A 20,897-nucleotide genomic window follows, 5' to 3' on the forward strand; every position below is an offset into this window, starting at 1 on the left:
CTATCGGGGCTATCGGGCCTATCGGGCCTATCGGGCCAGCCCGAATTCCTTGGCCAGCGTGCTGTAGCGCTGCACCGTCCGCTGCACGTAGGTATCCAGGTCCGCACCGCCCAGGTCGACAGGAAACAGGCCTTGCTCCGCGCGCAGCCTGGCGAATGCGGGGCTGGCCTGCAACCTTTCGAAGCGGTTGACCCAGCGCCGGTAGTCGGCCTGCGGCACCTTGGGGCCCATGTAGAAGCCGCGCAGGATGGGCCAGACAATGTCGAAGCCCTGCTCGCGCGCAGTGGGCACGCTGGCCAGCCTGCCGGGCAGGCGCTGCTCCGCCAGCACGGCCAGGATGCGGATGCCGCCCGCGCCGAGCTGCATGGCGGCTTCCGATGCGTCGCCGGACACCGCCTGGACGTGCCCGGCCTGCAGCGCCGTAAAGGCCTCGCCACCGCCCTCGAAACCCACGAAGCGCATGCGCTTGTAGCCCACCCCGGCCTGCCGGGCCACCAGCGCGGCCTTTATCCAGTCCTGGTTGCCGATGGTGCCGCCTGCCCCGAACAGCACCTGGTCCGGGTCCGACCTGAGCGCGGCCACCAGGTCCTTCAGGCTCTTGAAGGGCGAATCGGCGCGCACCGCGATCACGCCGTAATCGGTGCCGAGCGCGCCGACCCAGCGCACGTCCGCCGCGCCGTACTTACCGAACTTGCCTTCAGCCAGAGCCAGAAGCGAGCCGCCTGAAAAGGCTACGATGGTATCGGGCTCGGCGGGGCGTTGCGCCACGATGCTGTTGTAGGCCACCGCGCCGATACCGCCCGGCACGTAGGCCAGCCGCATCGGCTGCTCGGTCAGTCCGGCTTCGAGCAGCGCGCGCTGCGCCAGCTTGCAGGTCAGGTCGAAGCCGCCGCCGGGCTTGGCGGGCACGATGCATTCCGGCGCGGCGGCCGCCGGCCGCGCGCAGGCAGCGGCGAGGGCGAGCGCCGCGCAGGCAAAACGCAGGGCGGCCAGGACGTGGCGCATCGATTCTCCTCGGGGGCGATTGGACGGCAGACAGCTTACCGGGAAATCCCGAACAAATCCGCTGGCCGCCAATGCGAAAATCAGGCATAACAAAGCGCGCCCAGAAGCGCTGGACGAAGCCGCCGAACGGGCCAAAGCGGCGCACCATGACGACGGCTGTCTCTCCCTCTCCCGCCATGCAGGAGAGGGGAGCAAACCATGCGCATGGCATGGCGTGACGCCAGCTGGAAACATGCAGGAGTAGACCTTTCCATGAGAGTACTGCTGGTCGAGGACCACGATGAACTGGCCACCTGGGTGATGCAGGCGCTGCGCGCGCTGCATTTCACCGTGGAGCGCGCGGCCGACGCGGCCAGCGCGGAATCCTTGCTGTTCAGCACCCACGCCGGCAGCGCGGGCGGGGCCGGCAGCGACTACGCGCTGGTGCTGCTGGACCTGACCCTGCCCGACCGCGACGGCCTGGACCTGCTCGCGCGCCTGCGCGCTCGCGGCTGCCGCGTGCCGGTGATGATCCTGACCGCGCGCGGCGAGGTGGGCGACCGGGTCAAGGGCCTGGATCTTGGGGCCGACGACTACATGGCCAAGCCCTTCGACCTGGCCGAGTTCGAGGCGCGCGTGAAGGCGCTGCTGCGCCGCGCGCGCCAGACCGAAGCGCCGCTGGTGGTTTGCGGCGGCCTGGGCTTCGATACCGTGTCACGCCATTTCCAGGTGGGCGGCGTGCCGCTGGCGCTGACGCCGCGCGAGCATGCGGTGCTGGAGATCCTGATGACGCCGCCGGGCAAGACCGTCAGCAAGGACCGCATCTACGCCAGCATCTTCACCCTGGCCGACGACACCCTGCCGGATGTGATCGAGGTCTACGTGCACCGCCTGCGCCGCAAGCTCGAAGGCTCGGGCGCCGCCATCGTGACCCTGCGCGGGCTGGGCTACGTGCTGGAGCCCAGCGGTGGCTGAGCCGAGCAAGCGCGCCGCTAGCCTGCGCGCGCGCCTGCTGTGGTGGCTGATCCCGCCCATGCTGGTGCTGCAGGCCGTACTACGGCGTGGTGGCTTACTCCAATGCGCTGGAATCCGCCGACCAGGCCTATGATCGCACCTTGCTGGCATCGGCGCGCAATATCTCCGAGCGCATCACGCTCACCCCGGAAGGCGTGCGCGTGGACGTGCCGTACATCTCGCTCGATACCTTCGAGGTGGGCATGAACGCCACCATGTTCTACCGCGTCAGCGGCGTGCATGGCGAGTTCGTCTCGGGCTACGACGACCTGCCGCCGTTCGATGCCAGCCAGCCGCGCACCAAGCTGTATCCCGCGCTGGTGAGCTTCTACGACCGCACGTACCGTGGCCAGCCGATCCGCATCGCCGCGCTGCGCCAGCCGGTGATGGACGCCAGCGGCACGCACGGCGGCATGGCCTTGATCGAGGTCGGCGAAACCCTCGACTCGCGCCAGGCGCTGACGCGCAACATCCTGTTCGACGTGCTGTGGGGCCAGCTGATGCTGGTGCTGGCCGCGGTGCTGGTGATCTGGCTGTTCACGCGGCGCGCGCTGGCGCCCCTCGATGCGCTGCGCGAAGAGGTGGCGCAACGCCAGCCCGGCGCCACCACGCCGCTGTCGCTTGACAGCGCCCCGCGCGAGGCCGCGCCGCTGGTGGTGGCCATGAACGGCTATATGGCGCGGCTGGAACAGGTGCTCGCCGCGCAGCGCCGCTTTATCGCCGACGCCGCCCACCAGCTGCGCACGCCGCTCGCGGTGCTGCACACGCAAGCCCAGCTGGCCGCGCGCGAGCACGATCCCGACGAGCAGCGGCGCATCGCGCAGGGCCTGGCCGACAGCACCGCGCGCATGGCCGCGCTGGCCGACCGCCTGCTGTCGATGGCGCGCGCGGCGCACGGCGGGGCCGAGGCGCCGCGCGCGCTGGATCTCGCGGCGTTGGTGAAAGAGGTCTGCCTCGAACTCACGCCCGCCGCGCGCACGCGCCGCATCGACCTGGGCTTCGAGGGCGAGTGCGTGCAGCAAGTGCTCGGTACCGACCTGCTGCACGAGCTGGTGACCAACCTGGTCGACAACGCGCTGCGCTATACGCCATCGGGCGGCGTGGTCACGGCGCGTGTCTTGCGCGCTGGCGAAGCCGTGGTGCTGGAAGTGGAGGACGACGGCCCCGGCATTCCCGTCGCGGAACGCGCGGCGGTGCTGGAGCCGTTCTATCGTGGCAAGGCGGCGGGTTTGAAGGCGCCTGGTGAGGCGGCGCCCGCGGGCTCGGGGCTTGGCCTCACCATCGTGCGCGATATCGCTGCCGCGCATGGCGCCTCGCTGGCGCTGCTGGATGGGGCGCGGGGCAAGGGCCTGCTGGTGCGGGTGTGCTTCCCGCCGGCATAGTGCGGCGGCAAGGCTCCCATGGCTACGCGCTATTGCGTTGCCGAGCCGCCGGGCGCCGTGCCAGCCGGCGCCGTATTCGACGCGCTATCCGTCTCGATATGCCACCCGCCACCCAGCGCCTTGATCAGCACCGAGCTGGTCGTGTACTGGCGGCCTGCAATGGTCAGCGCGGTGCGCTCGGCCGTATAAGCCGTAGTCTGCGCGGTCAGCACATCCAGCAGGCTGGCGGTACCGGCGCGGTAGCGGTTGTTGACCAGCGCCAGCGCATCGCGCGCGGAGCGCAGCGCGTCGTTCTGCACCGCGAATTCCTGCTCCAGCAGCCGGGCGGCGGCCAGGTTGTCCTCGACTTCCTGGAACGCGGCTAGCACCGTCTGGCGGTAGTTGGCCACGGCCTGGTCGTAGGCGGCCACCGCTTGCGCCTTGGCCGCGCTGCGCAGGCCGCCGTCGAACAGCGTGCCGGCCAGCGCCGGGCCGATCGACCACACGCGGTCCGGCAGCGACAGCCAGCGCGCCAGCGTGCTGGCGGAAAGCCCGCCGGTGGCCGACAGCGACAGCGTCGGGTAATAAGCCGCCTGCGCCACGCCAATCTGGGCGTTGGCCGCGGCCATGCGGCGCTCGGCCGCGCCGATATCGGGCCGGCGCTCCAGCAGCGCGGACGGCACCGCGATGGGTACGCGCGGCACGGCGGCGGCGTAGTCCTGCGGCGCGATGGAGAGGTCGGCTGGTGGCCGGCCGGTCAGGATGGCCAGGGCGTGCTCGAGCTGCGCGCGCGTGATCTGGATATCGATCTGCTGCGCCTGGGCGGACTTGAGCTGGGTCTCGGATTGCAGCACGTCGGAGCGCTGGGCGGTGCCGGCCGCGTACTGGTTGCGTACCAGCTGCAGGGATTTTTCGTAGTCGACCACCGTGCGGTCCAGCAAAGCCTTCTGCTGATCGGCGATGCGCAGCAGGAAGTAGCTTTGCGCGAGCGTAGCCTGCGTGGACAACAGCGTCGAGGCCAGGTCGGCCTGGCTGGCCTGCGCGCTGGCTTCGCTGCTTTCCACCTGCCTGCGCACGCGGCCCCACACATCGATTTCCCAGCTGGCCGACAGCGAGGCGCTCTGCCCGTTGCCGATCTGGCCGTTGCTGCCGCGCGCGCGGTCGAGCGCGGCGGAGGCGCCCACCGTGGGGAAATAGCCCGCGCGCGCCGATTGCAGCGCGGCGGCGGCCTGCCGGTACTGTGCCTCGGCGGCCTTGATGTTCTGGTTCGACACCTTCACCTGCGCCATCAGCGCGTCGAGCTGCGGATCGTTGAACACCGCCCACCAGTTGCTGCGCGCGCTGGCATCCTGCGGCTCGGCCTGTTTCCACTCGCCCCACTGCGAGGTGTCGGCGGGTGCTTCCTTGAAGGCCGGGGTGGACGGTGCGTCGGGCCGCTTGTAGTCGGGACCCACGGCGCAGCCGCCCAGCAGCACGGCGCAGGCTACCGTCAGCGCGGTCGCCGAAAGGGAGAGGGTAGGGAGGCGGAGAAAAGCGTTCATGGATCGCATTCAGGGTTCGAGGCTGGCCGTGGCCGTGGCCGGAGGCAGGGCGGAGCGGCGCTGGCGCCAGGCTTTCACCTTCAGGCGCCAGCGGTCCAGCGTCAGGTACACCACGGGCGTCGTGTACAGCGTCAGCAACTGGCTGACCACCAGCCCGCCGACGATGGAGATGCCCAGCGGCGCGCGCAGCTCGGCGCCGTCGCCGTGGCCGATCGCCAGCGGGATGGCGCCGAGCAGGGCGGCCATGGTGGTCATCAGGATGGGGCGGAAGCGCAGCAGGCACGCACGGTAGATGGCGTCGTGCGGCGACAGGCCCTCGCGCCGCTCGGCGTCGATGGCGAAGTCGATCATCATGATGGCGTTCTTCTTGACGATGCCGATCAGCAGGATCACGCCGATCAGCGCGATGATGCTGAAATCCGTGCCCGAGGCCAGCAGCGCCAGCAGCGCGCCCACGCCGGCGGACGGCAGCGTGGACAGGATGGTGAGCGGATGCACATAGCTCTCGTACAACATGCCGAGCACGATATAGATGGTGATCAGCGCGGCCAGGATCAGCAGCGGCTGGCTCTTGAGCGAATCCTGGAAGGCCTTGGCGCTGCCCTGGAAATTGGCCTGCAGCGTCTCCGGCACGCCGATGCGCGCCATCTCCGCCTTGACCGCGTCGGTGGCCTGCGACAGCGAGACCCCTTCGGCAAGGTTGAAGGAAATGGTGGAAGCGGCGAACTGGCCCTGGTGGTTGACGCCCAGTGGCGTGCTTGTGGGCGCGAAGCGCGCGAACGCCGACAGCGGCACCCGCTTGCCGCCACCGGTGACCACATAGATATCCTGGAGCGCATGCGGGCCCTGAAGGTACTCGGGGCTGAGCTCCATCACCACCCGATACTGGTTGAGCGGGTTGTAGATGGTGGACACCAGGCGCTGGCCAAAGGCGTCGTTGAGCACGGCATCGATCTGCTGCGCGGTGACGCCGAGCTTGGACGCGGTATCGCGGTCGATGATGACTGAGGTCTGCAGGCCCTTGTCGTTGGTGTCGGTGTCCACGTCTTCCAGCCCCTTGAGGTTGGAGATGGCCGCACGGACCTTGGGCTCCCACTCGCGCAATACGTCGAGGTCGTCCGACTGCAGCGTGAACTGGTAGGCCGAGCTGCTCTGCCGGCCACCGATGCGGATGTCCTGCACCGAGGTCAGGAACAGGCTGGCGCCGGGCTCCTTGGCCAGCTTGACGCGCAGCCGGGCCACGATGGCGTCGGCCGATTCGCGCTCGGAGATCGGCTTGAGCGTGACGAACATCTGGCCGGTATTGCGCTGCGAGCCGCCGGTAAAGCCGGTCACGTTAACCACCGCCGGGTCGGACTGCACGATCTTGATGAAGTTATCGAGCTTGGGGCGCATGGCCTGGAACGAGGTGGCCTGGTCGGCGCGGATAAAGCCGATCAGGCGCCCGGTATCCTGCTGCGGGAAAAAGCCCTTGGGCACGATGGTGTAGAGCCAGACATTGAGGCCGATGGTCGCCAGCAGCACCAGCCACACCAGCGCGCTGTGGCGCAGTGCCACCGCCAGCGTGCGCGAGTACCCGTCGTGCATCCAGGTGAACACGCGCTCGCTGGCGCGGTAGAAACGGCCTTGCTTCTCGGGGCGTACCGGTTTGAGCAGCCGCGCGCACATCATCGGCGTGGCGGTCAGCGAGACCACCAGCGACACCAGGATCGCCACCGACAGGGTGATGGCGAACTCTTGGAACAGGCGTCCGACGATGCCGCCCATCATCAGCAGCGGGATGAATACCGCGATCAGCGACAGGCTCATCGACAGCACCGTGAAGCCCACCTCGCGCGAGCCCCTGAGCGCGGCTTCGAGCGGCTTCATACCCTCCTCGACATGGCGCGAGATATTCTCCAGCACCACGATGGCGTCATCGACCACGAAGCCGGTGGCGATGGTCAGCGCCATCAGCGACAGGTTGTTGAGCGAGAAGCCCGCCAGGTACATCACCGAGAAGGTGCCGATCAGCGACACCGGCACCGCCACGCTGGGAATCAGCGTGGCGCGCACATTGCGCAGGAACAGGAACACCACCATGATCACCAGCGCCACCGAGATCATCAGCGTGCGCTCCACCTCGCGCAGCGAACCGCGGATGGTGGGGGTGCGGTCCATCATCACTTCCATCTTGATGGCAGACGGAATCATCTGCTGCAGCGACGGCAGCATCGCGGTCACACGGTCGACGGTTTCGATGATGTTGGCGCCGGGCGAGCGGTTGAGCACCAGCAGCACCGAGGGCTGGCCGTTGGCGGAGCCGGCATTGCGGATGTCCTGCACCGAGTCGGTCACGTTGGCCACGTCGGCCAGCCGCACCGGTACCGAGAAGGCGTTCGGGCCGCGGCTGGTGGCGTTGCCGCCGGTGGCGCCGGTGGAAATGGTGGTGGTGCCGCTGCTGGTGGTCAGCGTGGTGGTGGTGACGCCGTTGACGGTCTTGGTGCTGACGCCACCGCCCGCGGCAGCGTTGGCCGTGCTGGCGATCAGCGCGCCGGCCGAGGCCGACGAGAAGGTGCCGGGGGTGGCGTAGCGGACGATCAGCGGCATGTAGTCCGCCGCCTTCATGGCCTGGTCGTTGGCGTAGACCTGCCAGTTGGTGGTGGCGTTTTCCAGCGTGCCGAGCGGGCGGTTGGCATTGGTGGCGCTGATGGTGTTGCGCACATCCTCCAGCGAGATGCCGTACTTGTTGAGCGCCGTGGGGTTGAGCTCCACCCGCACCGCCGGCAGCGACGAGCCGCCGATGGTGACCTGGCCCACGCCCTCGATCTGCGACATCTTCTGCGCCAGGATGGTCGAGGCCGCGTCGTAGAGCTGGCCGCGCGTCATGGTGGGCGAGGTCAGCGCGATGATCATGATCGGCGCGTCGGCCGGGTTGACCTTGCGGTATGTCGGATTGCTCGGCAGGCTGGTGGGCAGCGTGGCGCGCGAGGCATTGATGGCGGCCTGCACGTCGCGCGCGGCGCCGTCGATGTCGCGCGAGAGCTCGAACTGCATCGTGACGCGGGTCGAACCCAGCGAGCTGCTGGAGGTGATCTCCGTCACGCCGGCGATGGCGCCCAGGGCGCGCTCCAGCGGCGTGGCCACGGTAGCGGCCATGGTCTCGGGGCTGGCACCGGGCAAGGAGGCGGACACCGAGATGGTGGGGAAATCCACCTGCGGCAGCGGCGAGACCGGCAGCAGCCGCAGCGCCGCCAGCCCGGCCAGCAGGATGCCGATGGTCAGCAGCGCGGTGGCGACCGGGCGATGGATAAAGGTGGCCGACAGGTTCATCACGGCCTCGGCTCGGGTGCGGGGCCGCCGGTTTCATCGCCGCCGCCGGTGTCGCCATACCGGCGCCGGCGCCAGTCCTTGAGGCGTGCTGCCACGCTGTCGAACGCCAGGTAGATCACCGGCGTGGTGAACAGCGTCAGCACCTGGCTGACCAACAGCCCGCCCACCATGGTGATGCCCAGCGGGCGGCGCAGCTCGGAGCCGATACCGGTGCCCAGCATCAGCGGCAGCGCGGCCAGCAGTGCCGCCATGGTAGTCATCAGGATCGGGCGGAAACGCAGCAGGCAGGCCTGGAAGATCGCGTCGCGCGGTTTCATGCCGCCCTCGCGCTCGGCTTCCAGCGCGAAGTCGATCATCATGATGGCGTTCTTCTTGACGATACCGATCAGCAGGATGATGCCGATGATCGCGATGATGCCCAGGTCCTGGCCCGACACCAGCAGCGCCAGCAGCGCGCCCACGCCGGCCGACGGCAGGGTGGAGAGGATGGTCACCGGGTGGATGGTGCTCTCATAGAGCACGCCCAGCACGATGTACATCGTGATCACCGCGGCCAGGATCAGCCACAGCGTGTTGGACAGCGAAGCGCGGAAGGCCAGCGCGGCACCCTGGAAATCGGTCTGCATCGAAATCGGCAGGCCGATTTCCTGCTCCACCTTGGTGATCTTGTCGACGGCGGCGCCGAGCGATTCGCCGGAGGCCAGGTTGAACGAGATGGTGGCGGAGGGGAACTGGCCCTGGTGGTTGATCACCAGCGGGCCGGTGCGCTCGCTGATGTGCGCGAACGCGCCCAGCGGCACCTGCCCCCGGAGGAGGAGGGCAGGCGCAGCTCCGCCAGCGACTGTGGATCGGTGCGGAACTGCGGCATGGCCTCCAGCACCACGCGGTACTGGCTCGACTGCGTGAAGATGGTCGACACCAGGCGCTGGCCGAAGGCGCTGTACAGCGCGCTGTCGATCACCGCGGTGGTGATGCCGAAGCGCGCCGCGGCGTCGCGATCGATATCCACATAGGCGCGCAGGCCGTTGTTCTGCTGGTCGCTGGCCACGTCGCGCAATTCGGGCTCCTGCTTCAGGCGCTCGACCAGCCTTGGCACCCAGGTGGCCAGCGTCGCCGGGTCCGGGTCCTGCACGGTGAACTGGTACTGGGTGCGGGAGACGCGGTCCTCGATGGTCAGGTCCTGCACAGGCTGGGTGTAGAGCGAGACGCCGCCGAGCTTGTCGACCGCGGCCTGCAACCGGCGCGTCACGTCCTCGATGGAATCGCTGCGCGCATCCTTTGGCTTCAGGTTGATCAGCAGGCGCCCGGCATTGAGCGTGGTGTTGGTGCCGTCCACGCCGATGAAGGAGGACAGGCTTTCCACTGCCGGATCTTCCAGCACCACCTTCGCCACCGCTTGCTGCTTGAGCGCCATGGCCGGGAACGAGGTGGTCTGGGAAGCCTCGGTAATACCCTGGATCACGCCGGTGTCCTGCACCGGGAAGAAGCCCTTGGGCACCAGCATGTACAGCAGCACGGTCAGCACCAGCGTGCCGATGGCGACCAGCAGGGTGGTCTTCTGGCGGTCCAGTACCCAATCCAGGGCGCGCCCGTAGCTGGCGATCACGTTGTCGAAGAAGCGGCCGGTGGCGAGATGGAAGCGCGACTGCTTCTCCTCGGGCACATGGTGCAGCAGGCGCGCGCACATCATCGGCGTGAGCGTCAGCGAGACCACCGCCGAGATCAGGATCGAGACCGCCAGCGTGATGGCGAACTCGCGGAACAGGCGTCCCACCACATCGCCCATGAACAGCAGCGGGATCAGCACGGCCACCAGCGAGAACGTCAGCGAGATGATGGTGAAGCCAATCTGCTTGGATCCCTTGAGCGCCGCCTCCATGGGCGGATCGCCTTTCTCGATGTAGCGCATGATGTTCTCGATCATCACGATCGCATCGTCCACCACGAAGCCGGTGGCGATGGTCAGCGCCATCAGCGTCAGGTTATTGATCGAGAAGCCCGCCAGGTACATCACGCCGAAGGTGCCTACCAGCGACAGCGGCACCGCCACGCCCGGGATGATGGTGGCGGGCACATTGCGCAGGAAGACGAAGATCACCATCACCACCAGCGCGACGGCCAGCAGCAGCTCGAACTCCACGTCGCGCACCGAGGCGCGGATGGTGGTGGTGCGGTCGGTCAGCAACTGCACCTTGACCGAGGCCGGCAGCGCGTTCTGCAATTGCGGCAGCAGGGCCTTGATGCGGTCCACCACCTCGATCACATTGGCGCCGGGCTGGCGCTGGATGCTCAGCACGATGGCCGGCTTGTCGTTGGCCCAGGCCGCCAGGCGGCTGTTCTCGGGCCCGTCGATGATGTTGGCCACATCGGTGATGCGGATCGGCGCGCCGTTCTGGTAGCCGACGATGATCTGGCGGTACTCGTCGGCGGACTTGAGCTGGTCGTTGGCGTCGATGGTGGAGGCGCGCGCGGGGCCGTCGAAGCTGCCCTTGGCGCCGTTGACGTTGGCGCTGCCGATCGCCGTGCGCAGGTCGTCGATCGACATGCCGAGCGCGGCCAGCGCGGTCGGGTTGGCCTGGATGCGCACCGCCGGGCGTTGCCCGCCGCTGATGCTCACCAGCCCCACGCCCTGCAGCTGCGAGATCTTCTGCGCCACGCGCGTGTCCACCATATCCTGCAGCTTGGGCAGCGGCATGGTGTCGGACGTCATGGCCAGCGTCATGATCGGCGCGTCGGCCGGGTTGACCTTGCTGTACACCGGCGGCATCGGCAAGTCCGCCGGCAGCAGGTTGCCGCCGGCGTTGATGGCGGCCTGCACCTCTTGCTCGGCCACGTCCAGCGACAGCGTCAGCTCGAACTGCAGCGTGATCACCGAGGCGCCGCCCGAGGACGACGACGACATCTGCTTCAAGCCCGGCATCTGGCCGAACTGGCGCTCCAGTGGCGCCGTGATGGACGAGGTCATCACATCCGGGCTGGCGCCCGGGTACAGCGTGGTGACCTGGATGGTCGGGTAGTCGACCTCCGGCAGCGCCGACAGCGGCAGCAGCCTGAAGGCCACCAGGCCCGACAGCAGGATGGCGACCATCAGCAGCGCGGTGGCGACCGGCCGCTCGATGAACAGGCGTGAGGGATTCATGCTGGGTCCTTACTGTGGCCGCTGGGGCGCCGCGCCCGCCGGGGCACCAGCGCCGCCACCGCCATCCGTTGCTGCCGCGCTCGCGCCGTCGCGGTGACGCCGGCCTTCGCCGAGCACGCCGGAGGCAGCCGAGGCGCCCGGCACGCCGGAGGCGCCGGCCGCGCCGCTGGCGCCACCGTCGCGACGCCGTCCGCGCCCGCGCGGTGCGCTGGCCGGCACCAGCGCGGCAGCGCGCGCTGCCGGGTCCACGGCTTCCACCGTCATGCCTTCCTTGAGCCGGTCGGCGCCGTCGATCACCACGCGCTGGCCGGGCTGCAGGCCCTTGCTCACCACGGTGCGCTCGCCGTCGCTCGGGCCGAGCGCGACAACCTGGACCTTGACCTTGCTGCTGTCGTCCACCACATAGACAAAGGTGCCTTGCTGGCCGCGCTGGATGGCCGCCACGGGTACCACGGTAGCGTTCTCGATCGTGTCCACGCGCGTGCGCAGGTTGACGAACTGGTTCGGGAACAGCAGGCCGTCCTGATTCTGGAAGATCGCCTTGAGCTTGACCGTGCCGGTGGTGGTGTCGATCTGGTTGTCGGTGGTCAGCAGCGTGCCCTCGGCCAGGCGGTTGCGCGCCTGGCGGTCCCAGGCCTGGACCGGGATGGTCTCGCCGGCGTGCAGGCGCTTGAGCACCGACGGCAGGTTGTCTTCAGGAATGGTATAGAGCACCGCGATCGGCTGGATCTGGGTGATCAGCGCGATGCCGTTGGTGTCGCTGGTGCTGACGATATTGCCCGGGTCGACCTGGCGCAGGCCGATGCGACCGGAGGCCGGCGCCAGGATGCGGGTGTAGCCCAGTTGCAGGCGGGCGCTGTCCACGTTGGCCTGGTCGGTCTTGACCACGCCTTCGTACTGGCGCACCAGGGCGTCCTGGGTGTCGACCTGCTGGCTGGAGATGGAGTCCTGGCCGAGCAGGGTGCGGTAGCGCTTCTGGTCCAGGCGGGCATTTTCCAGCAAGGCGCGGTCTCGCGCCAGCGTGCCCACGGCCTGGTCCAGCGTGGCCTGGAACGGGCGGGGGTCGATCTCGGCAAGCACGTCGCCGGCCTTGACCATCTGGCCCTCCTTGAACAGGACCTTGAGCAGAGGCCCCGACACCTGGACCCTCACGGTCACATTGGCCACGGGCGTGACATTGCCCAGGCCGTTGAGGATGACATCCATATTACGCTGGGCCACGGTGCTGACCACCACGGGCGAGCGTTGGCCGCCGGGGCCGCCGGGGCCACCACGGCCGCCATTGGGGCCGCCGGGAGCACCAGCGCCGGGCGCGCCCGGGGCGGCGGCGGCGGGAGTACGATGCTTGTACCAATACCAGCCGCCGCCGGCCAGCAGGAGGATCAGCGCGGTGGCGATCAGTTTGCGGCGGCGCGAGGCAGCCTTGGGCGGTGGTGGCAGCTTAGCCGGTTGATGTTCTTCGGGGTTGGCCATGACCGGATCCTGGGAGCAACGCGTCAGCAATAACGCGCGTGAACGATTTTCGGGGTATGAGGGGCAGAAGTATGCCGCATCGCCGTCGGCACGTGCCGCTGGCAGCACGCGGTGTCAGACGCAGTTTTGCGTCAGCCGGGCGGCGTCGGGCGGGGCCGTCTTCGTCCGGCGACCGCCGGCAACGGCAACATAAGCGAAGCATAATGCGCCTTGTCTGCGCCTATGTTTCAGCGCGGGCAGCCATTCTTACAGATCATTACCAGCAGGCTGGGTGTAATGCCTTGAAACAATTCGCCCGGATTGCCGCGCCCAGCCTAGCTATCATCTGCCTATGCGAGCCAATCAGCCTACCCAGATCCTCGTCGTCGACGACGATCCCGAACTCCGCGACCTGCTGCGCGAATACCTCACCCAGCAGGGCTTTGCCGTGTCGGTGCTGCACGATGGCGAAGGCTTGCAGGCACGCCTGGAGCGCGAGCGCCCCGCCCTGATCGTGCTCGACCTGATGATGCCCAAGGTGGATGGCCTGACCGCGCTGCGCAACCTGCGGGCCAAGAACGACGACATTCCCGTGATCCTGCTGACCGCGCGCAGCGACGAGATCGATCGCATCGTCGGGCTGGAGATCGGCGCTGACGATTATCTCGGCAAGCCGTTCTCGCCGCGCGAGCTGCTGGCCCGGATCAACGCCGTGCTGCGCCGCAAGCTGGCCCGCCCGGCGGCCGCGCCGGAAGACCGCGAGGGCATGGCCTTCGGGGCATTCCGGGTCAACTTCCGCCAGCGCTCGCTGGTGCGGGGCGGCGACCCGGTGGCGATCAGCGATACCGAGTTCGCGCTGCTCAAGCTGCTGTTGATGCACCCGCTTGAGGTGCTGTCGCGCGAGCGCATCGTGGAGCTGATGTACGGCACCGCGAGTGGCATCAGCGACCGCGGCATCGACGTCCAGATCTGGCGCCTGCGCCGCCTGCTCGACGAAGACGCCCAGCGTCCCCGCTACATCCAGACGGTGCGGGGCGCGGTTACACCTTCGTGCCCGACGAAGCCGAAGACATTCCCCAATGAAACTGCGCATCGATACGTTGTTCGGACGCATCGCGCTGCTTATCGCGGCGGTGCTGGTGCTGAGCCATTTCTCCTGGCTCGCCATTTTGCGCATGGATCGCCGCCAGCAACAGGTGGATTACTCCGTCGATCAGATGATGTTCCAGTTCGAGAGCATCCAGCGCGCGCTCGCCGCGCAGCCACCCGTCAAACTGCCAAGCCTGGTGGAGGTGGCCAGCGAGGCCAGCGCGGCCGAGCACACCGTGGCTGCCAAGGGGCGGGCGCGCCGGCTGGTCGAGCAGTTCTCGCAGCGCATGCCGCCGGGTACCCAGGTGCGGCTCGAGGAAGAACAGACTACGCGCATCTGGGTCAAGCTGCCGCACCGGCAGGACTGGATCGCGATGCCGGCGCTGTGGGTGGTCAACCCGCCGCCCGACAACCGCCTGCTGCCTGGCGTGATCCTGGTGGTCGGCGTGGCCATGGCGGTGGCCTTGCTGATTGCCTGGCAGATCCAGCGTCCGGTGCGCGACATGGCCGCGGCGGCCGAGCAGTTGTCGCGCCAGCACACCGTCAAGCCGCTGCGCGAGCGCGGCCCGCACGAGCTGCGGCAGCTGATCGTGCGCTTCAACCGCATGATGGCCGACCTGACCCGCATCGACCAGGAGCGCAATACGATGCTTGCCGGCATCGCCCACGATCTGAAGACGCCGCTGGCGCGGCTGCGGCTGCGCGCCGAGATGCTGGCCGACCCCAAGGCGGCGGCCGGCGTCACGCGCGATGTCGAGTCGATGTCCGCCATCGTCGAGCAGTTCCTGACCTTTGCCCAGAGCGGCGAACCCGCAGCGCGGCCGGTGCCGGTCGATCGCCGCATCGGCGAGCTGGCCGCCTCGCTGGCTGAGCAGGACAAGTCGGTGGAGATCTCGCTGATGGCGGGCGAGGGCTTCCGCATGATCGCCACCCAGCTCGACCGCATCGTTGGCAACCTGGTCGACAACGCCTATGCCTATGGGGCAGCGCCAGTGCTGCTGAGCACCGCGCGCCAGGCCGATGGCTGGCACATGGTGGTCGAAGACCATGGCGAAGGCATTCCGCCGGAGGCCATGGAAAAGGTCACCCTGCCGTTCGTGCGGCTGGACCCGGCGCGCGGCGGCAACGCGCATTCGGGCCTGGGCCTGGCCATCGTCGACCGGCTGGTGCGCCAGGCGGGCGGCCGGCTCGTGCTGGAGAACCGTGCCGAGGGCGGACTGCGGGTGGAAATGATATTTCCGTTCACGGCGCTGGCGCAGGCGGCCTGAAAGACGGCCCGATGCTGCCGGGCAGTCCCAAAAAGCGTATCAATCCTGGAACACTTTCCGGCGGATTGCCTCGTCACGGGGGGCTGCGCATGACGTGATGGCCACGCGAGCCAGACGGCGGCTCACGTGGTACGTAGATTGCTGCAAGTAGTTGCTCTGTGCGCGTAGGCAACGCGTAGTGCCATTCCAGTTGATCAGGAGACGCATTATGGCAACTTTTGTCGCCCTCTTAAACTTCACCGACCAGGGAATCCGTACCGTAAAGGACACAACCAAACGCGCCGCGGCCGTTCGAGAAATGGCTAAGAAAAGCGGCATTGAGATGAAAGATATCTACTGGACGCTCGGGCAATACGATCTCGTCGTGACCTTCACCGCGCCCGACGAGGCCACCATGACTGCATTTGGCCTCTCCCTGGGCATGGCAGGCAACGTCCGTACCCAGACGCTGCGAGCCTTCTCCATGGATGAGATGAATGGCATCCTCAGCAAGATGCCGTAACCGCGCACTGGCACGCCATAAAGAAAGCCCGCATCGCGGGCTTTCTTTATGGCAGGGATGCGTCCTGCGTTCAGGCGCCGGGCACCTTCTTCTTTTCCCCGATGCGGCTTTCCTTGCCCGCCAGCAGCTTGCCGATATTCTGGCGATGGCGAACCACCAGCAGCACGCTGATCACGAAGACCGCGCCGGCGATCACGTCCACGCCCGACATCAGCACATAGAAGAAGGGCGCGAAGATGGCCGACACCAGCGCCGCCAGCGACGAGTAGCGGAAGAAGAAGGCGACGATCAGCCAGGTCGCCAGCGTGCCCGCGCCCAGCAGCGGGTCGATGGCAAACAGGATGCCGGCCGCGGTGGCCACGCCCTTGCCGCCCGCAAAGCGGAAGAACACCGGGAACAGGTGCCCCAGGAACACCGCCACCGCCACCAGCGCGATGCCCGTGTCGTCGACGCCGTAGGCCGGGCCGAAGCGCTGCGCCAGCCAGACCGCCAGCCAGCCCTTCAGTGCATCGCCGATCAGCGTGAGGATGGCGGCTTTCTTGTTGCCGCTGCGCAGCACGTTGGTCGCGCCGGGATTGCCGGATCCATAGGTATGCGGATCGGGCAGGCGCATGGCCTTGCTGACCACGACGGCAAAGGAAATGGAGCCGATCAGGTAAGCGGCTAGGGCAGAAATCAGATTGGCCATGTGGGAACCGGGGATTTGAGGCTGGCGGGATTGTAGCGTGGAAGGGGGTGATTTCTTTGGGGACTTCCCGGAGAGGGGATGGGGGGCGCTGTTTCTTGGAGCCGCGGTGGCGTTTGCGCCCAACAGCCGTACGACGTCGCTTTGCGGGGTTGGTCGCTGTTTATTTCGTGGGGGGTGTCAGGATTTTTGTGTGCAAGGCTAAAAACCTGCCTGCCGGGCAGGCTGCCCGGCAGGCAGGCCTTTGATCCTATCTCAGCGATGGGGTTGTGTGAAGCGATCCTCGTAGAGGATCGCGAACTGGTTCATGGCGGCTTTCCAGTCGTGCGTGGCGCTGCCCCACTTGCCGGTGATGTTGCGCAAGGCTAGCCACAGCAGTTTGGTGGCCGCTTCATCGCTCGGGAAGTGCCCGCGGGTCTTGATAATCTTACGCAGTTGCGCGTTGATGCTATCGATGGCATTCGTGGTGTAGATGATCTTGCGGATGGCCGGCGGGAACGCAAAGAATGGAATCACCCGGTCCCAGGCGCGATGCCAGGAGGCTGCAATCGGTGGGTAGCGCTTGCCCCAGTCGCTTTGCTCGAAGGCCAACAGCGCCGCCTCGGCGGCCTCAACCGTGGCAGCCGTGTAGACAGGCTTGAGCGCGGCCGCCACCACACGGCGGTCCTTCCAGCTCGCGTAGTCCAGGCTGCCGCGTATCAGATGCACGACACAAGTCTGCAGTGTCGTGCTCGGGAACACCGCGTTCAGGGCCTGCTCCATGCCCTTCAAGCCGTCGGTCACCGCGATCAGGATGTCTTGGGTGCCTCGCGTCTTCAGGTCGTTGAACACCTTCATCCAGAACTTTGCCCCTTCGGTGGTCTCGATCCACAGGCCCAGGATGTCACGCGTGCCATCGGGCAGCACGCCCAGCGCCAGATAGACCGCCTTGCTGCGCACGACGCCATCCTCGCGCATCTTGACCCGCAGCGCGTCGAAGAACACGACCGGGTACATGACCTCCAATGGACGGGCCTGCCAGGCGGTGACTTCCTCCATGACCGCATCCGTTACCGAGCTGATGAACGCGGGCGACACCTCAGTGCCATACTGCTCGACCAGGAACGCCTGGATCTCGCGTACCGTCATGCCGCGCGCATACATGGCGATGATCTTGTCGTCAAAGCCAGTAAAACGCCGGTCGTGCTTGGGAATCAGGATGGGCGCGAAGCTGCCGTCGCGGTCGCGCGGGATCGCCAGCCGCAAGGGTCCCGTGTCCGTAAGCACGGTCTTGGCGCTGGAGCCATTGCGCTGGTTGGTTGCATCCTCGGGGCGCTCGGCACCCGCCGGGTAGCCCAGGTGATGGCCCAGCTCCGCGCCCATCGCCCGCTCGATCAGGGCCTTCTTGAACGCCATGGCGGCGTCTTGCACCGCCTCAGCAGTCATCGGACCTTTAACGAACTGATCGATCAGCTCCTTAGGGATGGTCGGAAGGTCCCTGGGTATGGCCTTTGGTTTGCGTGGCATTACATGCTCCTTGTCGACATGTTATGCCCTGCACACAAAATCCCGTACAGGCCCTTCGTGGGCGATGGCAGTTGAACCCAACAGCCATACGACATCCCCCTGCGGGGGCTGCCGGTCACTCTTCTTTGCGTCGGCAAACAAGACTAACGAGAAGAAAGCCGACCCTGCCGGGCGCAGAGCAATCGCGAGTGCGCAGGACGCTGGTTTCGTCGTACGGCCACAGTACTGCTGACATCTGCCGTTACCGGCTCGTAGGGCATCGCAATGGCATGACCCATGGTTTTCGTCGTGGGGCTCCCGGTAGCGGAATCCTTGCCCATTCGCCAATCTGCCGTTACCGGCGCGAAGCACCACGACACATCCCTCGTCAATGGTTTCGTGGTGGGGCGGGCGCGGTGGTCAAGGTCTCGGGCTTATCAATCCAGTGCCACCGCGCCCACGACGGAACCGGTGCGCCTGCAACTTCGTGGCCGGCCACTCCGCGAGCGACAGACGGCTTGAAGCAAGTGATGTCTGCTACCGGGGGCCCCACCGTGAATCCGGGAGGCTGGCAGGTTCGTGGCCGGTCAAGCCAGTACCGGCAGATGCCAGCCGGCACTCTGGGCCGTACGACGAAACCACCGAGATTCGAGAGCCTTATTGCTCTGCTCCCGGCAGGGCGGCTTTCTTCTCGTTAGTCTTCTTTGCCGCGCAAAGAAGAGTGACCGGCAGCCCCCGCAGGGGGATGTCGTATGGCTTTTGGGTTCAACAGCCATCGCCGACGAAATAAACAGCGACCAACCCCGCAGGGCGATATCTACGGCTTTTGGGTCCAAGGGCCAACGCCGCTCAAACACCGCCCCAGAGCCCTTCCTAGTCCCTCAACGCACACTCCACCACCTCCGCCCCCACCAACGTCTTCAATACCTGCGGATCAATACTGACCAGATACCCCCTGCGCCCCCCATTGATGTAAATCCGCTCCAGCGCCAACACACCAGCCTCAACAAAAACCGGCATCCGCTTGCGCGTCCCAAACGGCGACGTCCCCCCACCAGATACCCGCTATGCCGCTGCGCCACCTCCGGCTTGCACGGCTGCACGCTCTTGCGCCCGGTCTGGCGCGCCAGGTTCTTGGTCGACACCGAGCAGTCCCCATGCATCAGCACAATCAGCGGCTGCGCCTTCTCGTCTTCCATGACCAGGGTCTTGATCACCGCGTGCTCCTCCACGCCGAGCTGGCGCGCGGATTCGCCGGTGCCGCCATGCTCGACGTAGTCATAGGCATGCTCGCCAAAGGCAACGCCATGCTGCTTGAGGAACTGGGTGGCGGGGGTTTCTGAAACGTGCTTCGATTTACTCATGGGATGGATCGCATAGACCGCGCAAAAAACTAGCCGCGCCTAGCCGCGCGGATGGTGATGCTGGTGCAGATCGCGCAGGCGCTCGCGCGCCACGTGCGTATAAATCTGCGTGGTGGAAATATCGGCGTGCCCCAGCAGCAACTGCACCACGCGCAGGTCGGCGCCGTGGTTGAGCAGGTGGGTGGCAAAGGCGTGCCGCAAGGTATGCGGGGACAGCGGCGCGTAGATCTCGGCATCGCGCGCGTGGCGCTTGATCAGGTGCCAGAAGGCCTGACGCGTCATGCCCTCGCCGCGCTGGGTGACGAACAGCGCTTCGCAGGCGCGCTCTCCCAGCAGCGCGGGGCGGCCTTCGGCCAGGTAGCGGCGCAGCCAGTCGCCGGCCTCCGTGCCAAACGGCACCAGGCGTTCCTTGTTGCCCTTGCCGCCCACCACGCGGGCCACGCCCTCGTTCAGGCCAATCTCGATGGTCTTCATCTGCGTGAGCTCGGACACGCGCAGGCCGCTGGCATACATCAGCTCCAGCATGGTGCGGTCGCGCAGGCCGAGCGGCGTGGCGGTGTCCGGTGTTTCCAGCAGCGCCTCGACCTGCGCCTCGGTCAGCGTCTTGGGAAAGCGCGGGGGCTGCTTGGCCGGGCGCAACAGCAGGCAGGGATCGGCCGTAATCATGTGTTCACGCAGCGCCCACTGGAAAAAGCGCTTGAACACTGTCAGCCGCCGGTTGGCCGACGAGGCGCGGGTCTCCAGGTGGCGCGAGGCGAAGTAGCCGTTGAGGGCGGTGTCGTCCACCGCCAGCAGCGCGCAGGTGTCCGACGCATGCAGCCAGCGCGACAGCAGCGCCAGGTCGCGCCGGTAGGCGTCGATGGTGTTGCGCGCCAGGCCGTCCTCCAGCCACAGCGCGTCGCAGAACCGGTCGACGAGGGCCAGGTCGGCGACGAGGGCGGGGCTGTCCTCGGCTTCGGCGCCGAGGGTGTCGTTGTCGTTGTCGGCTTCGATGTCGTCGAGATCGTCGTGATCGTCGCGACCGTTGTTATCGTCGCCCTCGTCAATCCGCGCGATGTCGTTCATGCGAGCATCACCCCTTCATGGCGCAGCAACCAGCGTTTGATGTCAAGGTAGAAGCCATCGCCGTCATGGTTGGCAAAGCCGCCGATGCCGCTGGCGTCAACCACGCGATGGCAGGGAATCACCAGCGGGAAGAAATTCGCACCGCACGCCTGCCCGACCGCGCGCGGCGCGCTGGCGATCTGCCGCGCCACCGCGCCATAGGTGGTGACCTTGCCGCGCGGCACGCTCGATATCGCTTGCCAGACCCGGCGCTGGAACGCGCTGCCGACCGGCGCCAGCGGGATGTCGAAGCGCGCATCCGGATCGGCGTAGTAGGCCTCGAGCTGTCGCGCCAGGCGTTGCGTGACCGCGTTGGCGGGTTCGACGAGCCGCATGCTCTCGGGCAGGTAGACGATCTCGCGGACGAATTCGCCGTCGGTGCGCACGCCGATCTTGCCGAAAGGGGCTTGGAGGATGGCGTCGAAGATGGAGTCCATGGCAGGGGTGGGAAGCGCGAGCCTGGATTTTAGAGCATGGCGGCGCCCCTTGGGATGCCCGGTGGCGTGCAGGGCGCTTCCATGGGGCAATGCAACCGCTTGACTGGGGTTTCCCCTTCCTTGAGTTCTGCCTCGCCTTAATATTTAATTCAACATGAAT

General features: G+C 67.2%; 12 protein-coding genes and 3 pseudogenes. 5 read left to right on the forward strand and 10 right to left on the reverse strand.

The window, feature by feature from the left end:
- Positions 1 to 27: 27 nt before the first annotated feature.
- Positions 28 to 1,005, reverse strand: coding sequence for a tripartite tricarboxylate transporter substrate binding protein (locus OMK73_RS32535; RefSeq protein ID WP_267605625.1), 978 nt, complete (start codon positions 1,003 to 1,005; stop codon positions 28 to 30).
- Between the two features lie 252 nt (positions 1,006 to 1,257).
- Between OMK73_RS32535 and OMK73_RS32540 the strand changes: the two genes are divergently transcribed.
- Positions 1,258 to 1,959 carry a response regulator gene (locus OMK73_RS32540; protein WP_267605626.1) on the forward strand — a complete coding sequence of 234 codons (702 nt, stop codon included), beginning with the start codon at positions 1,258 to 1,260 and terminating at the stop codon, positions 1,957 to 1,959.
- Between the two features lie 86 nt (positions 1,960 to 2,045).
- A complete protein-coding gene (locus OMK73_RS32545) occupies positions 2,046 to 3,380 on the forward strand; it encodes a sensor histidine kinase (protein ID WP_324291788.1) in 1,335 nt (444 codons plus the stop codon).
- A 29-nt stretch (positions 3,381 to 3,409) separates the two neighbouring features.
- Here OMK73_RS32545 and OMK73_RS32550 read toward each other — a convergent pair whose 3' ends face one another.
- The 4 genes and pseudogenes from OMK73_RS32550 to OMK73_RS32565 form a co-directional block, all read right to left on the reverse strand.
- Positions 3,410 to 4,909: an efflux transporter outer membrane subunit gene (locus OMK73_RS32550; protein WP_267605627.1), complete on the reverse strand. Its 1,500-nt coding sequence runs from the start codon at positions 4,907 to 4,909 to the stop codon at positions 3,410 to 3,412.
- On the reverse strand, positions 4,910 to 8,212 hold the full coding sequence (locus tag OMK73_RS32555) for an efflux RND transporter permease subunit (protein WP_267605628.1): 3,303 nt from the start codon (positions 8,210 to 8,212) through the stop codon (positions 4,910 to 4,912).
- A pseudogene (locus OMK73_RS32560) lies at positions 8,212 to 11,351 on the reverse strand (MdtB/MuxB family multidrug efflux RND transporter permease subunit). The gene OMK73_RS32555 and the pseudogene OMK73_RS32560 overlap by 1 nt, the downstream one beginning before the upstream one ends.
- A 9-nt stretch (positions 11,352 to 11,360) precedes the next feature.
- Positions 11,361 to 12,824, reverse strand: a complete 1,464-nt coding sequence (locus OMK73_RS32565) for an MdtA/MuxA family multidrug efflux RND transporter periplasmic adaptor subunit (RefSeq protein ID WP_267605629.1) — start codon at positions 12,822 to 12,824, stop codon at positions 11,361 to 11,363.
- A gap of 331 nt (positions 12,825 to 13,155) precedes the next feature.
- Between OMK73_RS32565 and OMK73_RS32570 the strand changes: the two are divergent.
- The 3 genes and pseudogenes from OMK73_RS32570 to OMK73_RS32580 all read left to right on the forward strand — a co-directional run bounded on the left by OMK73_RS32570 (position 13,156) and on the right by OMK73_RS32580 (position 15,662).
- A pseudogene (locus tag OMK73_RS32570) lies at positions 13,156 to 13,886 on the forward strand (response regulator).
- The gene (locus tag OMK73_RS32575; RefSeq protein WP_267605630.1) at positions 13,883 to 15,160 is read left to right on the forward strand and encodes an ATP-binding protein; all 1,278 of its coding nucleotides are present in this window, start codon (positions 13,883 to 13,885) and stop codon (positions 15,158 to 15,160) included. Before OMK73_RS32570 ends, OMK73_RS32575 begins: the two are co-directional and overlap by 4 nt.
- Before the next feature lie 208 nt (positions 15,161 to 15,368).
- Positions 15,369 to 15,662, forward strand: a complete 294-nt coding sequence (locus OMK73_RS32580) for a GYD domain-containing protein (protein WP_267605631.1) — start codon at positions 15,369 to 15,371, stop codon at positions 15,660 to 15,662.
- 70 nt (positions 15,663 to 15,732) lie between these two features.
- On the opposite strand, the gene plsY is transcribed toward OMK73_RS32580, so the two are convergent.
- From plsY to OMK73_RS32605, 5 genes and pseudogenes are all read right to left on the reverse strand, one after another.
- On the reverse strand, positions 15,733 to 16,350 hold the full coding sequence (gene plsY / locus OMK73_RS32585; protein ID WP_267605632.1) for a glycerol-3-phosphate 1-O-acyltransferase PlsY: 618 nt from the start codon (positions 16,348 to 16,350) through the stop codon (positions 15,733 to 15,735).
- A gap of 252 nt (positions 16,351 to 16,602) precedes the next feature.
- On the reverse strand, positions 16,603 to 17,853 hold the full coding sequence (locus OMK73_RS32590; RefSeq protein ID WP_267605603.1) for an IS256 family transposase: 1,251 nt from the start codon (positions 17,851 to 17,853) through the stop codon (positions 16,603 to 16,605).
- Positions 17,854 to 18,705: 852 nt separating this feature from the next.
- Positions 18,706 to 19,196, reverse strand: a pseudogene (locus OMK73_RS32595) (aminoacyl-tRNA deacylase).
- A 39-nt stretch (positions 19,197 to 19,235) separates the two neighbouring features.
- A complete protein-coding gene (gene xerD, locus OMK73_RS32600) occupies positions 19,236 to 20,261 on the reverse strand; it encodes a site-specific tyrosine recombinase XerD (protein WP_267605633.1) in 1,026 nt (341 codons plus the stop codon).
- Positions 20,258 to 20,737, reverse strand: coding sequence for a methylated-DNA--[protein]-cysteine S-methyltransferase (locus OMK73_RS32605; RefSeq protein WP_267605634.1), 480 nt, complete (start codon positions 20,735 to 20,737; stop codon positions 20,258 to 20,260). Before OMK73_RS32605 ends, xerD begins: the two co-directional genes overlap by 4 nt.
- Positions 20,738 to 20,897: the final 160 nt, after the last annotated feature.

The organism is Cupriavidus sp. D39 (assembly GCF_026627925.1).
In the GTDB taxonomy this organism is placed as follows: Bacteria; Pseudomonadota; Gammaproteobacteria; order Burkholderiales; family Burkholderiaceae; genus Cupriavidus; species Cupriavidus ulmosensis.